The organism is Neotabrizicola paludis (genome assembly GCF_044142105.1).
GTDB lineage: Bacteria > Pseudomonadota > Alphaproteobacteria > Rhodobacterales > Rhodobacteraceae > Pseudogemmobacter.
In genome coordinates this window covers 23,803-37,785 of the sequence record NZ_JBGTYM010000016.1, presented here as the reverse complement: position 1 = coordinate 37,785, position 13,983 = coordinate 23,803, and the positions used below count along the sequence as shown (strand labels likewise).

Here is a 13,983-nt window from a genome sequence, read left to right as displayed (position 1 = left end):
TCATCGTCGGGGCTGGTGGCGCCGCGATGACGGGTGGCGGCACCGGGAACAACGGCAGCCCGTCATCCGCCCTTGGCATCTCGGCAGAAGGCGGCGGCGGTGGGGCGCCTGGCGGTGCGTCTGGTTTTGCGGCCAATCCTGGCGGCTCAGGCGGTGGCGGGGGCAACGGCAATTCGGGCTATGCCAATCTGCCGGGCGGCACCGGCGTCGGAATCGCCGGAGAGGGTCACAATGGGGGCGACGGCTCACAGTCGACCTCGTCCGGCCGAGGCGGCGGCGGTGGCGGCGCAGGTTCGGCTGGTGCCTCGGCAATCGGTGGCACCCCCGGCGTCGGCGGTGACCCCTATGCCGACAGCATCACGGGCGCGAGCGTCTATTATGCAGCTGGCGGGTCTTCCCGGAGAGAGAACCAACCTGCGAATTGGGGCGGGCCGGGTTCGGGCGCCTGGGGGACCTCCGCCGTTGATGGCGGCTCCTGGACCACCGCCACCCCCGGCCTGGATGGCATCGTCATCCTGCGGGTGGCCACGCCCGCCTCTGGCGCCAATGCGACGGCCAGCGGACAGGCCGGGGTCACCGGCGCGGCGACAGCACAGGCCATTGCGAAGGGGCAGGCATCCGGCCTCGCCGGCGTGACCGGCGCGGCTGTCGCCGCTGCTCCTGCCAAGGGCGAAGCGTCCGGTCTGGCGGGCATCACCGGCGCAGCATCGGCCCAAGCGCCCGCGCGCGGGCAAGCGTCCGGCGGGGCCGGGGTTACCGGCGCCGCCACGGCCGGGCAAGGCGCTGCCGCGTCTGCCACGGCGAGCGGAGAGGCCGGTGTCACAGGTGCCGCAACCGCCACGGCGCCTGTCCGGGCACAGGCCTCGGGCGTGGCTGGCGTTGCCGGAGCGGCCGAGGCCGCAGCGCCAGCGCGTGGCACTGCGGTGGGCGTGGCAGGCGTCACGGGCGAAGCCTCAGGCATGGCCCCGGCAAAGGCCGTCGCGGGCGGTATTGCCGGCGTTACTGGCGAGGCCATCGCCACCTCGGGCGGGACCTCGCCGTCAGGCCCGGAAACCTGGGACTGGATCACGCTGCCAGCACGCTGGGAAGCCATCACGATCCCGGCCCATTGGGCGCAAATCACCATCGCAGCGCATTGGAGCGAGCCATGAGCCTGACCTGCTACACCAAGGATGACCTGGTGATCCGCGTTCCGGTGACCTTTGACCCGGATTCGGATGTCATCAGCCTTGACGGTGGCACGGTCGAGGCCGTGGCGGCGCCGATCGATGGCAGCCCGGTGGTCGCGGCGGCCTTTGCCGAGATTACTGGGCCGGACGAAATCAAGGTGGCCTGGAATGACCAGGTGTTCGCGGCCGGGATCTACGACCTGCAGATCCGCGCGACCGTGGCTGGACAGACCAGGACGCTGGTGGCGCAGAGGCTGACGGTCAAGCGGAGTGCGGGGTGATCGTCAAGATGATCGGCTTCGTCTGATCCGGAACCACTGAGCTGATGAGGCGTTGAAGAGGGCGCGGCCCCCTCCTAGACTGCCGCCGATCCATCAGGAAAATGGCGATCCATGGTCAAGCGATCGACACCTCAAGCAACGATCGATGACCGCTGCTACCCGGTCCGCATGTTGATACTGGTGCCAGAAGAGGGCTTCGGAGCCCTTTTGGGGGTGGGGCCAGGATCACTCCGTCATTGGCTTGACCAGGAGGTCGGGCGCGGCCACTACGCTTGGCACGGTGGCGGCCGCAGTTTCGGGACTCTGATCCGCGACCAGGTGGCGCTGTATTTTCGTCATCCGGCACACGGCGCGCGACTGCTCGAGGCCTTCCCTCAGCTGGAACTGGCCGATCACACCGACAATCGGCACTATACCTCTCCGATGCGGCGCGCCTGATGTGTGGTCGGTTCACCCTCGCCGATCTGACGTGGCGCGAGGTGCACGATCTGATGCGCGGAATCCGACCCGCGAAATGGGTCGAGGAAGAACTCGCCGGTGTCCGGGAGATATCCTCTCGATACAATGTCGCTCCGAGCCAGGACGTGCCTATGGTGCGTATCACGCGTCGCGAAGATGGCGAGCTGGTGCCGGGCTGGGCGCGATGGGGTCTGATTCCGCGTTGGTTCAAGAAGTCGCTGAAGGAGTGGAAGGCTTCGACGATCAACGCCCGCGCCGAGACGGTTGCCGAGGCCCCTTCGTTCCGAGACGCCTATCGAAGCCCCACCGGCCGCTGCATCATTCCCATGTCCGGTTATTACGAGTGGTCAACCCTTACGCCTCAGAAAGAAGCCTATTACGTCAGCCCGGCCAGCAACGAGCCCGGCTTTCTTACCCTCGGGCTCTGGACCGAGGTCGATCTCCCCGACTGGTCCGGCGCCACAGTGACCATGCTGACGGAGGCGGCCACAGGCCAGGTGGCCACAATCCACGACCGTCAGCCGATTATCGTCGATGACGAAGGCGCTCGGCGCTGGCTGGATGGCGAACCGCTCGAAACCATCCCGCGGCAGCCCCCAGAAAAGCGGCGAATGCACAAGGTCGGCCGCGCGGTAAACAGCTGGAAGTCTCAGGGGCCGGACCTGATCCGCCCGTCGGATTAGGAAGTGCCACACAGAGGCTGACGGTGAGGCGCAGCGCGGGTTGGGTCAGTCGCGCCAGGGTGCGCTTGACCGGGATGGGGGGCGAGCTGCCGCTCGCGGGCACTGCAGCTAGGTGGAATCCAAGTAACTTCTTTGTTGCGGAGTTCTGTGCAAAGATGGCCATCCGTGCATTCGAAGAACACTTGTGGGAAACCTGATACGATTGCCATACGCGTGAATTCGGTGCCTCGCACTAGCGATGTCCTGCTTGCCAAGCTCGTGCCTTGTCGTCAAACATGGGCTGCGGAGAAAAAGTCGCTTACGCCACATGCCTACGCTCACGATGGATAGCTTCTCTGAGCGAACTGGAGAATAAATTGACCTTCCTTTCTAAGCTGATCCAGCAGTGGTCCTCCAGGCAAAAGCCCGCGCATTCATATGCGTCACTTCAAGATTTCCCGGTGTCGCTTGGCTCGCACATTGGGGCCGTTAGGGATGAAAATCAAGATCGAATACTGGCGGGAACCTTATGGAGGAATGATCCCAGGGACACCGCATTCGTAACGGTTCTTTGTGACGGAATGGGCGGAATGTTAGAGGGTGCTCTCGCAGCTTCCATCGCTTCGTCATCATTCTTGGAAGCTGCTCTGCATAGTGTCGTTCTTGATACGCATCGCCGCCTCTCCGACGCCTGTCAGTATGCAAACCGAAAAGTAAGTGAGAGCCTAAATGCAAAAGGTGGCAGCACGCTCACAGCAATATTCATAGACTCAGAGCAACGAGTTTGGGTCTGCAATATTGGTGATAGTAGATCCTATGGAGTTCTCAATACATCTGAAGTGATACGGCTAACCAAGGACGACTCTCTCGCCGAAATTGTTGGCGGAGAAAGACGAGACTTACTCCAGTTTGTTGGCATGGGGTCCGGAATGGTGCCAACAATAACTGAAGTAGATTCAGGCGTCAGAAGGATCATATTGACCTCCGACGGCGCGCATTTCTTCAATTCAGATGTGTTTTCTGAGATTATCACTAATGCAAAGGACCCAGAGACTTGCGTCAGACGCGTTACTGCTCTTTCGCAGTGGCTTGGAGGGCCAGACAACTCGACAGTCGGTTGTATTGACACAGCTAGAATGAGGGAAATTCTTCACAATCGTACGGCGAATCTTGAGGGTTGCGTACAGGTTTGGGATGAATCTTCAACATGTTACTTCTCATCCACTGAAAGGGACAGAAACTCTATTCAGCCCCAAAGGCATAGCGGCAACCGTGAGCCGTCTCCAGAGAATCAGGGGGGCTCCAGGACAATGAGAAGTGACAAGTCGACCCCGCAGCGCCCTGAGAAAAGAGAACGTCAGTCGAAACGGAAGCAAAGCGATTCAAAGAAAAGAGAGATCCCAGAACAAATTGAGTTGAAAATCGAAGTAGAGAATGGCGGCAATGAAAGTTCTAAGTGATCGATATAAGCCTGAAGGAGCAGGCACATCGGGAGGAATGGGCGATGTTGCATATTTTCGCGATAAGCACTTAAATAGACGCGTCGTGATTAAGACATTGAAAGACGGCACCGAAGCTCGGCGCCTCGTCGATGAGATGAAGGCTCTCACATTATTACGCTCAAAGCATGTTGTTCAATTATATGACATTGTCGAAACTGTGTCTGACAAAGGAGTAAATGGTATAGGGATCGTTCTAGAGTATATCGAGGGCAAAGACTTCGAAGTAGGATCACTTTGTGCGGATTATAATTACTTACGAGTTTTGTGGCAAGTGGCCTGTGGGATTCGCGACATTCACTCCCATTCAATCGTTCACAGGGATATAAAACCGAACAATATCCGGGTCGACGAAGAAGGGGTTGTCAAGATTATGGATTTTGGACTGGCCAGAACTTATGACCAAGCTAAAACAGGAAGCATCATTGGAACTCCTATTTTCATGGCGCCAGAACTATGGGGAGGAGCACAGATTAACTTCACAGATGCTGTAGACGTCTATGCATTTGGGGTTACCTGTTTAGCGCTCCTTTCGAATCATCCACCTGCGAACTTGACTGCTCGTCCCCCACTTCCGGTAGCACTTTCAGACGTCATAGCATTAACAGAAACGCTTCCGATCGAAGTACCCAACATCATTCACAGATGTTTAGAGTTAGATGCAAAACTTCGTCCTTCCATGGATGAAATCGTCGAGACGTTGAAGCGACAGCTCACCAAGGACAAGCATAAAGCACTCATCACGATGGGGAATACCACACACACAATAAGCAAGGACAATCGACAGGCTAAGATTTCAGTTGGGAACATTGGGAGCCTCTCCATTCAATATGATGGATTGAACTTTCTTGTGACTGGCGTTAATGGAGATGTTTCCTTCAACAACCTTGCCGCCGAAGTGGGTCAGATTTTGCCAGGGTGCTGCGTGATTACCTTCAAAGGCAACCAGCGTCGTGTATTCGTTACATTTGACGTATCACACCCGGAGGTGACGGCATGAAGGGTGGAAAGGTATTAGCCAACCGTTACGAAATTGTTCGACATATCGGACGCGGCGGAATGCAGGAAGTATTTTTGGCCAAAGATCTTTTATTAGGAATGGACGTTGCGCTCAAGACACCTCAGGCGGGACAGGTGGCTCGTCGTTTTCAGAAAAGCGCGATTGTTGCCGCAATGGTCAATCACCATAATGTAGCTAAGACTTATGACTATTTTGAGGAGGGAGGGGAATACTTTCTTATCGAAGAGTTTGTGGATGGCGTCACGCTTGATAGGATGATTGCTCGTTATGGCGCGGTGGAACCACACTTGGCAGCAAGGATATTCTATCAACTGTCCAAGGGTGTTGGTGCCTCTCACCACGCAGGTGTGGTACATAGAGATCTCAAGCCAAGTAACATTATGGTCGGAGACGCATCCAACTTCAGTGATTTGAAGGTGACGGACTTTGGTATTGCGACGCTTACAGAGGAGGTGTTCTCGGAGGCGGCAAAAAATGGGGAGCTGACGAGATCGACGTCGAAAACAATTCAGGGCGCCATTCCTTATATGGCCCCTGAAATAATGCTTTCAGCACCAGGGACACAAGCCGAGCCACCGAGTGATATATGGGCACTAGGCGCCATGATGTTCCAGATACTCACAGACGAGTATCCTTTTGGTGTTTTCTTGGCGGCCGCAGCAAATGTACAAAATAACAATCGTGCCCCATGGCCTGCGTTCATGATTGAGAACTTACAATATCGACCGCTAGTACTAAACCTTCAAGAACTAGTAGAGTCCTGTCTGCAGCAGAAGCCTGAAGATCGTCCCTCAGCAGATCAACTTAAGCTCGCGATTGCGGAGTTGTGTTACATTAATGCGCCCAGATCAAGTGGGGTGTTTGATAAAAACATTCAAAATGGATACAGTGGATTTGTGAATTCTGGCCGGAATAGTGTTTTTTACAGCATAGAGAGTGTTTATGGGAAAAATAGACCATCCGAAAGGAATCGGGATGTCTACTTTGCATCATTCCCTGGCTCCCCAAGGGCTCGAGCGCATCCTATCGCTGTCTTGAAAGATCCAAAAGCCTGATGCTGGAAACGGAAATTGGGGCCTGTCATAGTCCGTTTTCTGAGACATCAAACCCAAAGCGTACGCATCCACTTTACTCATCGAACAGCCGGCGCAATCGTCTTTTGGACGCTCGCTTGGGCTGCGGTTACCGATATGTTACAGCTAACCTTAATCCTTGTTTCAAGACGAATAGTCTCAAGCTCCGCCGGGAGCCGCCCTCTGCTGTGTTTTGCTCGACGGATGGGTGGGGCGGAAAACGTAAGGAAGCCAAAGCATGGGCGCGGCTGCAGCCATGCCCACTACCTGCGCATTCTGGTTGTTAATGCGGCGCGCGGCGAATGACGACTTTTGACCGTTCTAACGTTCACCTTTTGCTCGCGTTTCGCTCCGGCCCTAGGCCATTTGCAGGCCTGTTGCGCCGATGAATTTAGCCTTCCACGAGTGCTAGCGCGGCGTACGCGAGCGGTCGCTGCAGGCCTTGGGCTTCCGGCCAGGGAACGCTGAGCCAAGCTGCCAAATCACCCGCATCGGTTAGCCTGGCGCACCATCCCAAGGGACAGATGCTAGCGCAGCGGTGGGCGAGGGCTTTGGCCGTATCGCATGGCCCGACCCGCGCAGCGGAGCTGCGACGGCTGGCATCTGCGCTTCGGCGGGGGTTGGGTGAAAGGGTTGATTAGCCCGAAATCAGGCGATGCGAAACGCCATGATGAGGTGGGGTATGCGCTCTGAACGCCCCCTCGCCACCACTTCAATCCCCAAGGTCATGCGCAATAGCTGTGGTTTCGCCGGAAGCGGGGGCCATCGGCCCGGTCGGCGGGCACGAAGTCGAGCGACCCGCGCCGGTTAGCACCCGGATCGATGCGATGTGGAACTGCCAAAGCCATCTCGACCTTCTGCTCAGAGAGCCTGGCGATCGGGCCCGAATGTCCAATTTCGGTTCTGAACCGGCTCTTGCGGGATCATTCCGCTGACTTTGGCCCGCCACCCGCGTCCGAGCAGGAGGGCGGGCAGATCTGTCGCGGGACGCTGCCCTATATTCGACACGCGTCGCTGCATGCGTCGGACCATCTCGATCAAAGCGACAGGCGCTCGGCGCTGGCTGGATGGCGAGCCGCTCGAAACCATCCAGCGGCAGCCCCCAGAGAAGCGGCGAATGCGCAAGGTCGGCCGCGTGGTGAACAGCTGGAAGTCTCAGGGGCCGGACCTGATCCGCCCGTCGGAATAGGAAGTGCCACACAGAGGCTGACGGTGAAGCGCAGTGCGGGGTAGGGGCGATCCCCATGGCCGCCACCATGAACGCCACAAGAACATCGTGTACCGGATTTGTACGGAGCAAGCCGGTTTGTTCGCGCGCCGTTCGCGTAAAAAGCTGCATCGAGAGGCGACCGCGGGAAGCGTTGTCGCTGTTAGTGGCTGATTTTCATTGGAAAAATGGTGCTGCAAGAGAGGATTGAACTCTCGACCTCTCCCTTACCAAGGGAGTGCTCTACCACTGAGCTACTGCAGCGCCGTTGGTGGCGGCGGAGATAGACGCAAAGTCGGAGGTCCGCAACCCCCTTTGCGCGGAAATCTGGTCCTGGTCGGCAGTGGGGGCTGGGCCCGCACTGGACCCGTCCTGCCCCTTGCGCTAAGGATCGGGCGATGCGCGGCTCAGGCACACAGGCACCAGGGAACATGCCCGGGAAGTCCGGCGCCAAAGGGCTGCGCGACGATCGGCTGAAGGCGGCGCTCAAGGCCAATATGGCGCGGCGCAAGGCGCAGGCCCGGGCGCGGACGGCGCAGGACGACACCGGCGCGTCCGGGGATATGAAACAGCAAAACGACGCCGGAACCGGCGCGGACGAGTGAGGCGGGCAGATGGATTCGATTCTGGTCAAGGGCAACGGGCCGCTCAAGGGCGCCATCCCCATCGCAGGGGCGAAGAACGCCTGCTTGACGTTGATGCCGGCGACGCTTTTGTCGGAAGAACCGCTGACGCTGACAAATGCGCCGCGGCTGTCGGACATCCGCACAATGACCCAGCTGCTGCAATCGCTGGGGGCCGAGGTGGCCAGCTTGCAGGACGGGCTGGTGCTCGCGCTGTCGAGCCATGACATCGCCAATCACAAGGCCGATTACGACATCGTCCGCAAGATGCGCGCCTCGATCCTTGTCCTCGGCCCGATGCTGGCGCGCGACGGCCATGCCGTCGTCTCGCTGCCCGGCGGCTGCGCCATCGGCGCGCGCCCGGTCGACCTGCATCTCAAGGCGCTTGAGGCGATGGGGGCCGATCTGGACCTGCGCGATGGCTATGTCCATGCCAAGGCACCGGGCGGGCGACTGAAGGGCGCGGTTTTCGAGTTTCCCTTCGTCTCGGTCGGGGCCACGGAAAACGCGCTTCTGGCCGCCACCCTGGCCAAGGGCACCACGGTGCTGAAGACCGCTGCGCGCGAGCCCGAGATCGTTGATCTGGCCCGCTGCCTGCGCAAGATGGGCGCGCAGATCGAGGGCGATGGGACGGACACGATCACCATCCAGGGGGTCGACCGGCTGCATGGCGCGACCCATCCCGTCGTGACCGACCGCATCGAACTGGGCACCTATATGCTGGTCCCCGCCATCGCGGGCGGCGAGGTCGAATGCTTGGGCGGCAAGATGGAACTGGTCGGGGCCTTTGCCGAAAAACTGGATGAGGCAGGGGTCTCGGTGACCGAGACGGAACACGGGTTGAAAGTGTCGCTCAAGAACGGGCGGGTGAAGGCGGTCGATGTGGTGACCGAACCCTTCCCCGGATTCCCGACCGACCTTCAGGCCCAGATGATGGCGCTGCTCTGCACCGCCGATGGCACCTCGGTGCTGGAAGAGAAGATCTTCGAGAATCGCTTCATGCACGCCCCTGAACTGATGCGGATGGGGGCAAAGATCGACGTGCATGGAGGCCATGCCACGGTCACGGGCGTCGAAAAGCTGCGCGGCGCGCCGGTGATGGCGACCGACTTGCGGGCTTCGGTGTCTCTGATCCTGGCGGGGCTTGCGGCCGAGGGCGAGACAGTGGTCAGCCGGGTCTATCATCTGGATCGCGGCTATGAGCGGGTCGAGGAAAAGCTCTCCGCCTGCGGCGCGAAGATCGAAAGGATTTCGGCCTGATGGCAGATGCGCGTTACGAGGATGGCGATGAAGGCCCGCTGCGGCTGATGGCGCAGGAGGCCGGGGATCTGCCTGTCCTCTCGGCGCTGCTGCAAGATGCGGTCCTGCCTGCGACCGAGATGCGCTGGGAGCCGAAGGGCCGTCGCTTCGCCGCTTTGGTGAATCGTTTCCGTTGGGAAGACCGTGAGCAGGCGCAAAGACAGGGGCGCCCGTTCGAACGTGTGCGCAGCCTTCTGTCGGTTTCGGGCGTTCTTGCGGTGAAGAGCCAGGGCATCGATCGCAACGACAAGGACCAGATCCTGTCGATCCTCGCGCTGGACTGGACGCCGGGCGAAGAGGGCGCTGGTACCCTGACCCTGGTTCTGGCGGGCGATGGTGCGGTCGCGCTGGAGGTCGAGGCGCTGGAGATCGCGCTGGAAGACGTCTCGAAACCCTATCTCGCGCCCTCGCGGCATGTTCCAGACCACGGCGTCTGATCACGCGCTTTACCCTGACCTGCGCTCGCGCTATGGGGCCGCGGTCCAGGAAGGGAAGACCCGCCATGCCGCATGTCCTGTCCACACGCGATCCGCGCTTCGAGGCCGATTTCACCGCCCTTCTGGGAATGAAGCGCGAGGAGGCCGAGGATGTCGATGCCGCGGTGGCCGCGATCATCGCTGATGTCAGGGCGCGCGGCGACGCAGCGGTGATCGCGCTGACCTCTCGTTTCGACCGGCTGGATCTGTCGCCCAAGACGCTCGCCTTCTCGCCCGCCGAGATTGCCGCCGAGGTGGCAAGAGTTCCCGCAGAAGAACGCGCCGCGCTGGAATTGGCCGCGGATCGCATCCGCGCCTATCACAGCCGCCAGAAGCCGCAGGACGAAAGCTGGACCGATGCCGCAGGCGCGACGCTGGGCTGGCGTTGGACACCGGTTTCCGCCGCGGGGCTTTACGTGCCCGGTGGCACGGCGTCCTATCCGTCTTCGGTGCTGATGAACGCCATTCCGGCCAAGGTCGCCGGGGTCGGGCGGCTGATCATCGCCTGCCCGACGCCAGGCGGTGCGGTCAATCCGCTGGTTCTGCTGGCGGCGCAATTGGCGGGCGTTGATGTGATTTACCGCATCGGTGGGGCGCAGGCGATTGCGGCGCTGGCCTATGGCACCCAGACCATCGCGCCGGTCGACAAGATCACTGGGCCGGGCAATGCCTTTGTCGCCGCCGCGAAGCGCCGGGTTTTTGGCCGTGTGGGCATCGACATGATCGCGGGGCCGTCAGAGATCCTTGTCATCGCCACGGGCGATCAGGACCCGGATTGGGTGGCGCTGGACCTGCTGAGCCAGGCCGAGCATGACGAAAGCGCGCAGTCGGTCCTGATCACGCCCGATGCCGCTTTCGGCGCCGCCGTCGCAGAGAGGGTGGAGAAGCGGCTGGCCGATCTGCCGCGCCGCGCCATCGCGGCGGCAAGCTGGGCGCAGAATGGCGCGGTGATCACCGTGCGTGATCTTGATGAGGCAGCAGCGCTGTCGAACCGTATCGCGCCAGAGCATCTGGAAATCCTGACACCTGATCCCGAAGCGGTGGCGGCGAACTGCACCCATGCCGGAGCGATCTTCCTTGGCGCTTTCACGCCGGAAGCAATTGGCGACTATGTCGGCGGGCCGAACCACGTCCTGCCAACAGCGCGTTCTGCGCGGTTTTCCTCGGGGCTCAGCGTGCTCGATTTCATGAAGCGCACCACCATGGCGCGGATGACGCCCGGGGCGCTCAAGGCCATTGGCCCCGCTGCCGAGACACTGGCGCAATCCGAAGGGTTGCAGGCGCATGGCCTGTCGGTCCGCGCGCGGCTGGATCGGCTGAACGGCTAGCGAAACTTCTGTCGGCTTGGCCTGCGTCATCCTCCTTGATCGACGGGCCACTGTCGGGCAAGAGGGCAGGGCGCGTGACGAACGAAGGCCCCCATGACCAATCGCATCTGCCATATCGAGATCGACGAGAAGGGGCTGGTGCGTCCGACGCCCGAGATCGAACAGGAGCGCCGCGTGGCGATCTTCGATCTCTTGGAGGACAACAGGTTCGGCCTGCCGCCTCGCCCCGAACGCCCCGTGCCACCCGGGCCTTACCGGCTGCATCTGGCGATCCGCGAGAACCGCCTTGTTTTCACCATCGCCTGCGAGGATGAAAGCCCGGTGGGAGAGTTCCATCTCAGCCTCGGCCCGTTCCGTCAGGTGGTGAAGGATTACTTTCAGATCTGCGAAAGCTATTTCGAAGCGGTGAAGCGCCTGCCGCCCAGCCAGATCGAGGCGATAGACATGGCGCGGCGCGGGATTCACAACGAAGGAGCGCGCGTGCTCCAAGAGCGGCTGGAGGGCAAGGCCGAGGTCGATACCGACACGGCGCGCCGGCTGTTTACCCTGATCTGCGTGTTGCACTGGGGGTAAGATTGGGGTCCTTCCCGCAATCCGTTCTCTTCTGCTGTGATCATAACGCCGTGCGCTCGCCCATGGCCGAGGCTTTGATGAAGAGCTTCTATGGCCATTCGGTCTACGTGCAATCGGCCGGCGTGAAGAATGACATGGAAGTGGATGGCTTTTCGGTCGCCGTCTGCCGCGAGATCGGACTGGAAATCTCGCGTCACCGGTCGCGGTCTTTCGAAGAAATGCAGGAATGGGGCGACGATCTGGGCCAGTTCGACCTGATCATCGCCCTCTCGCCCGCCAGCCAGCGCCAGGCGCTTGAGCTGACGCGCTTCCACCATCTCGAGGTCGAATATTGGCCGATCCTCGATCCGACCGGGTTGGGAGAGACACGCGAGGCCAAGCTCGCGGCCTATCGCCAGGCGCGCGACCAGATCCGCAGCCGGATGCTGGAGCGGTTCGGCCCGCCGACCGCGCGCGCCGAAAAGGCCTAGGTCGGGGCAGGAGAGGGTACGGCCAGAGCATGGCGCCGCTGAACTTGCCGCTCCCAAGCCGATGAGGCGTTGGCCTGACCAGGCCCATCAACTGCCATACGCGCTGGCCGGATCGCAATGGCTGCCAGGCGGCGCCTTGCGGGCAGGGGCAGGTTCGGCCGCTGATCGGGCCTTTTGCCCTGGCCAGTCGCCTCGCGGGGCGCATCACGGCCTGTCATGCCGCCTTGTGAAAGACCGCGACAAGGGCACGACCTGCGTCACGTCGACGGGGAAAAGATAAAGGGCGCGGTGGCTCGTCGCCCCCGCGCCCCGGATCACGCCGGTTCCGGCGCTTACTGGATCTGCTGGCCGTTCACGAAGATCTGGAAGCCTTCCTTGGCCTCGATCGTGGTGGTCAGGCTGTCGGGCTCGGCGCCGGGCTTCATGAAAGCGCCCATCATCATCCGTGCGCCCATGGCGTCATCCTCGGACAGAAGGCCGGTCTTGATCAGCCCGTCGATCAGCGCATTCGCCCCGGTCACCGCCACATCTGCCTTGCCAAGCGGCATGGGCATCCCCATCGAATTGTCGAAGGTGAAGGCGCCATTGGCGTTCAGTGCTGCCCCCGCGACCTTGAGCGCGATGGTGGTGATGTCCAGGTTTTCCGGCGCGGGCATCGGCGGGGTCTGGCCGGTTTCCTCGGCTGCCATCAGGGCGGGCAGGTCGATGGCGGTCTTGCCCGAGACGTCAATCGCCAGATCCAGCGGCTCGCGCTTCAGCGCGGCGCCGGGGTCGAACATGCCCCAAACAGCCTCGTTCAGCGTGAACTGCGACAGGCTCAGCTTAAGGTGATAGTCCGCAGGCGTGGCCGCTACCACGGGCAGAAGGAAATCCATCACCATCGGGCCAAGGTTTACCTCGACCGGGGCGGGGATCGCGCTGCTGGTCATATTCATCTTCATGCCGGGCGAGTCGCTGACGACAGTGAAGGCCGTGTTGTCGAGTGACAGCGACGCCGTGCCGCCCGAGGCGGTCATGTCGAGTTGCATCGGGAAGAATTCGTCTTCCTGGCTGACCGATCCGGTCGAGGCGCCCTGCTTGGTCGAAACCTTGAGGGCAAGGCCATCGGCAAGCGCCTTCGCGAAATCGCCCGGGCCCTGCATTTCGGCGAGCGCCATGGTCGCGGGCAGAGTCAGCGTGCCCGAAAGCGCGATGTCGGCAGTTTCGCTTTTCTGGGCCTGTTTCTGCTTGAGGTTCGGATCGTCCGAGGTGACGTCATAGCCGAATTTGGTCGCGTTCAGCACCAGGCTGAAGGCGCGGTTGCTGCCGGGCGTGTCGGAATAGGTGCCGGACAGCCCTTCGAAGTTCACGTCGATCAGGCTGGTGACTTTTTGCGCCGGGGTATTGGCATCGAAGCTGTACCCTTCATGGCTGGCGTCGATGGCGGCCTTCAGGCTGTTGGCGCTGTAGTCATAGACCAGCGCGCCGCCCTCGCCCTCATGCGCGGTGATCACAAGCCCGTCATGGCTGAGGTCGAACTTGCCGCCGCCATCGGCAGTGCCGTCAAAGCCAATCGCGGCACCGGGGGTGATCACGACCGAGCCATCGGCCTGTTCGGCCAGCGTCATGTCTGAGATTTTGATGGCATTTTGTTCGCCGGCGGGCGCGATGGAGACGCCGTTCAGCGTAAGCACCCCGCCGGAGTTGGATTCGGTGGCGGCGGAAACCTGAAGGCCGACAAGGCCTGCGCCATCCTTCCACGACTGCCAGACCTTATCGGCCGTCAAGGCGGCATGGGCTGTGCCGGACAATAGCAGGACAAGTGCAGGGGCTGCGGTAAAATGGGTGAATCGAAACATGGGTC

14 protein-coding genes, 1 tRNA gene and 1 pseudogene are annotated in these 13,983 nt (G+C 61.1%); 14 read left to right on the top strand and 2 right to left on the bottom strand.

Going from position 1 to position 13,983, the window contains the following annotated elements:
* The 8 genes and pseudogenes from ACED67_RS21215 to ACED67_RS21180 all read left to right on the top strand — a co-directional run.
* Positions 1-1,151 (top strand): annotated as a pseudogene (locus tag ACED67_RS21215) (glycine-rich domain-containing protein); the annotation flags it as partial.
* Positions 1,148-1,450, top strand: coding sequence for a hypothetical protein (locus ACED67_RS21210; protein WP_395543733.1), 303 nt, complete (start codon positions 1,148-1,150; stop codon positions 1,448-1,450). The pseudogene ACED67_RS21215 and the gene ACED67_RS21210, both read left to right, overlap by 4 nt.
* Before the next feature lie 111 nt (positions 1,451-1,561).
* A complete protein-coding gene (locus ACED67_RS21205; protein ID WP_395543732.1) occupies positions 1,562-1,888 on the top strand; it encodes a hypothetical protein in 327 nt (108 codons plus the stop codon).
* Positions 1,888-2,592: an SOS response-associated peptidase gene (locus tag ACED67_RS21200; protein ID WP_395543731.1), complete on the top strand. Its 705-nt coding sequence runs from the start codon at positions 1,888-1,890 to the stop codon at positions 2,590-2,592. The genes ACED67_RS21205 and ACED67_RS21200 overlap by 1 nt, the downstream gene beginning before the upstream one ends.
* Before the next feature lie 356 nt (positions 2,593-2,948).
* Entirely contained in the window at positions 2,949-4,031 is a 1,083-nt protein-coding gene (locus tag ACED67_RS21195) for a PP2C family protein-serine/threonine phosphatase (RefSeq protein ID WP_395543730.1), read from the top strand.
* Positions 4,006-5,070 (top strand): serine/threonine protein kinase, encoded by a 1,065-nt coding sequence (locus ACED67_RS21190; protein ID WP_395543729.1) that lies wholly within the window; start codon positions 4,006-4,008, stop codon positions 5,068-5,070. The genes ACED67_RS21195 and ACED67_RS21190 overlap by 26 nt, the downstream gene beginning before the upstream one ends.
* A complete protein-coding gene (locus tag ACED67_RS21185) occupies positions 5,067-6,146 on the top strand; it encodes a serine/threonine-protein kinase (protein WP_395543728.1) in 1,080 nt (359 codons plus the stop codon). Before ACED67_RS21190 ends, ACED67_RS21185 begins: the two co-directional genes overlap by 4 nt.
* A gap of 1,036 nt (positions 6,147-7,182) precedes the next feature.
* Positions 7,183-7,353: a hypothetical protein gene (locus tag ACED67_RS21180; protein ID WP_395543727.1), complete on the top strand. Its 171-nt coding sequence runs from the start codon at positions 7,183-7,185 to the stop codon at positions 7,351-7,353.
* 207 nt (positions 7,354-7,560) lie between these two features.
* On the opposite strand, the gene ACED67_RS21175 is transcribed toward ACED67_RS21180, so the two are convergent.
* Positions 7,561-7,635: transfer RNA gene (locus ACED67_RS21175), tRNA-Thr, on the bottom strand.
* A gap of 134 nt (positions 7,636-7,769) precedes the next feature.
* Between ACED67_RS21175 and ACED67_RS21170 the strand changes: the two genes are divergently transcribed.
* The 6 genes from ACED67_RS21170 to ACED67_RS21145 all read left to right on the top strand — a co-directional run bounded on the left by ACED67_RS21170 (position 7,770) and on the right by ACED67_RS21145 (position 12,140).
* Positions 7,770-7,976: a hypothetical protein gene (locus ACED67_RS21170; protein WP_395543736.1), complete on the top strand. Its 207-nt coding sequence runs from the start codon at positions 7,770-7,772 to the stop codon at positions 7,974-7,976.
* A gap of 9 nt (positions 7,977-7,985) precedes the next feature.
* Entirely contained in the window at positions 7,986-9,254 is a 1,269-nt protein-coding gene (gene murA / locus ACED67_RS21165) for a UDP-N-acetylglucosamine 1-carboxyvinyltransferase (RefSeq protein ID WP_395543726.1), read from the top strand.
* Positions 9,254-9,730, top strand: a complete 477-nt coding sequence (locus tag ACED67_RS21160; protein WP_395543725.1) for a DUF2948 family protein — start codon at positions 9,254-9,256, stop codon at positions 9,728-9,730. Before murA ends, ACED67_RS21160 begins: the two co-directional genes overlap by 1 nt.
* Positions 9,731-9,795: 65 nt before the next feature.
* Complete coding sequence (gene hisD / locus ACED67_RS21155; RefSeq protein ID WP_395543724.1) at positions 9,796-11,097, top strand: histidinol dehydrogenase; 1,302 nt, start codon at positions 9,796-9,798, stop codon at positions 11,095-11,097.
* A 93-nt stretch (positions 11,098-11,190) separates the two neighbouring features.
* On the top strand, positions 11,191-11,670 hold the full coding sequence (locus ACED67_RS21150) for a UPF0262 family protein (protein ID WP_395543723.1): 480 nt from the start codon (positions 11,191-11,193) through the stop codon (positions 11,668-11,670).
* Positions 11,671-11,672: 2 nt separating this feature from the next.
* A complete protein-coding gene (locus ACED67_RS21145; protein WP_395543722.1) occupies positions 11,673-12,140 on the top strand; it encodes an arsenate-mycothiol transferase ArsC in 468 nt (155 codons plus the stop codon).
* Positions 12,141-12,472: 332 nt separating this feature from the next.
* Here ACED67_RS21145 and ACED67_RS21140 read toward each other — a convergent pair whose 3' ends face one another.
* Positions 12,473-13,978, bottom strand: coding sequence for a DUF2125 domain-containing protein (locus tag ACED67_RS21140; RefSeq protein ID WP_395543721.1), 1,506 nt, complete (start codon positions 13,976-13,978; stop codon positions 12,473-12,475).
* Between the last annotated feature and the right edge of the window lie 5 nt (positions 13,979-13,983).

What these genes read in the sequence shown, in the direction of transcription:
- ACED67_RS21210 (WP_395543733.1), top strand. Translation starts at nt 1,148, where the DNA reads ATGAGCCTGACCTGCTACACCAAGGATGACCTGGTGATCCGCGTTCCG.
- ACED67_RS21205 (WP_395543732.1), top strand. Translation starts at nt 1,562, where the DNA reads ATGGTCAAGCGATCGACACCTCAAGCAACGATCGATGACCGCTGCTAC.
- ACED67_RS21200 (WP_395543731.1), top strand. Translation starts at nt 1,888, where the DNA reads ATGTGTGGTCGGTTCACCCTCGCCGATCTGACGTGGCGCGAGGTGCAC.
- ACED67_RS21190 (WP_395543729.1), top strand. Translation starts at nt 4,006, where the DNA reads ATGGCGGCAATGAAAGTTCTAAGTGATCGATATAAGCCTGAAGGAGCA.
- ACED67_RS21185 (WP_395543728.1), top strand. Translation starts at nt 5,067, where the DNA reads ATGAAGGGTGGAAAGGTATTAGCCAACCGTTACGAAATTGTTCGACAT.
- ACED67_RS21180 (WP_395543727.1), top strand. Translation starts at nt 7,183, where the DNA reads ATGCGTCGGACCATCTCGATCAAAGCGACAGGCGCTCGGCGCTGGCTG.
- ACED67_RS21170 (WP_395543736.1), top strand. Translation starts at nt 7,770, where the DNA reads ATGCGCGGCTCAGGCACACAGGCACCAGGGAACATGCCCGGGAAGTCC.
- murA (WP_395543726.1), top strand. Translation starts at nt 7,986, where the DNA reads ATGGATTCGATTCTGGTCAAGGGCAACGGGCCGCTCAAGGGCGCCATC.
- ACED67_RS21160 (WP_395543725.1), top strand. Translation starts at nt 9,254, where the DNA reads ATGGCAGATGCGCGTTACGAGGATGGCGATGAAGGCCCGCTGCGGCTG.
- hisD (WP_395543724.1), top strand. Translation starts at nt 9,796, where the DNA reads ATGCCGCATGTCCTGTCCACACGCGATCCGCGCTTCGAGGCCGATTTC.
- ACED67_RS21150 (WP_395543723.1), top strand. Translation starts at nt 11,191, where the DNA reads ATGACCAATCGCATCTGCCATATCGAGATCGACGAGAAGGGGCTGGTG.
- ACED67_RS21140 (WP_395543721.1), bottom strand. Translation starts at nt 13,978, where the DNA reads ATGTTTCGATTCACCCATTTTACCGCAGCCCCTGCACTTGTCCTGCTA.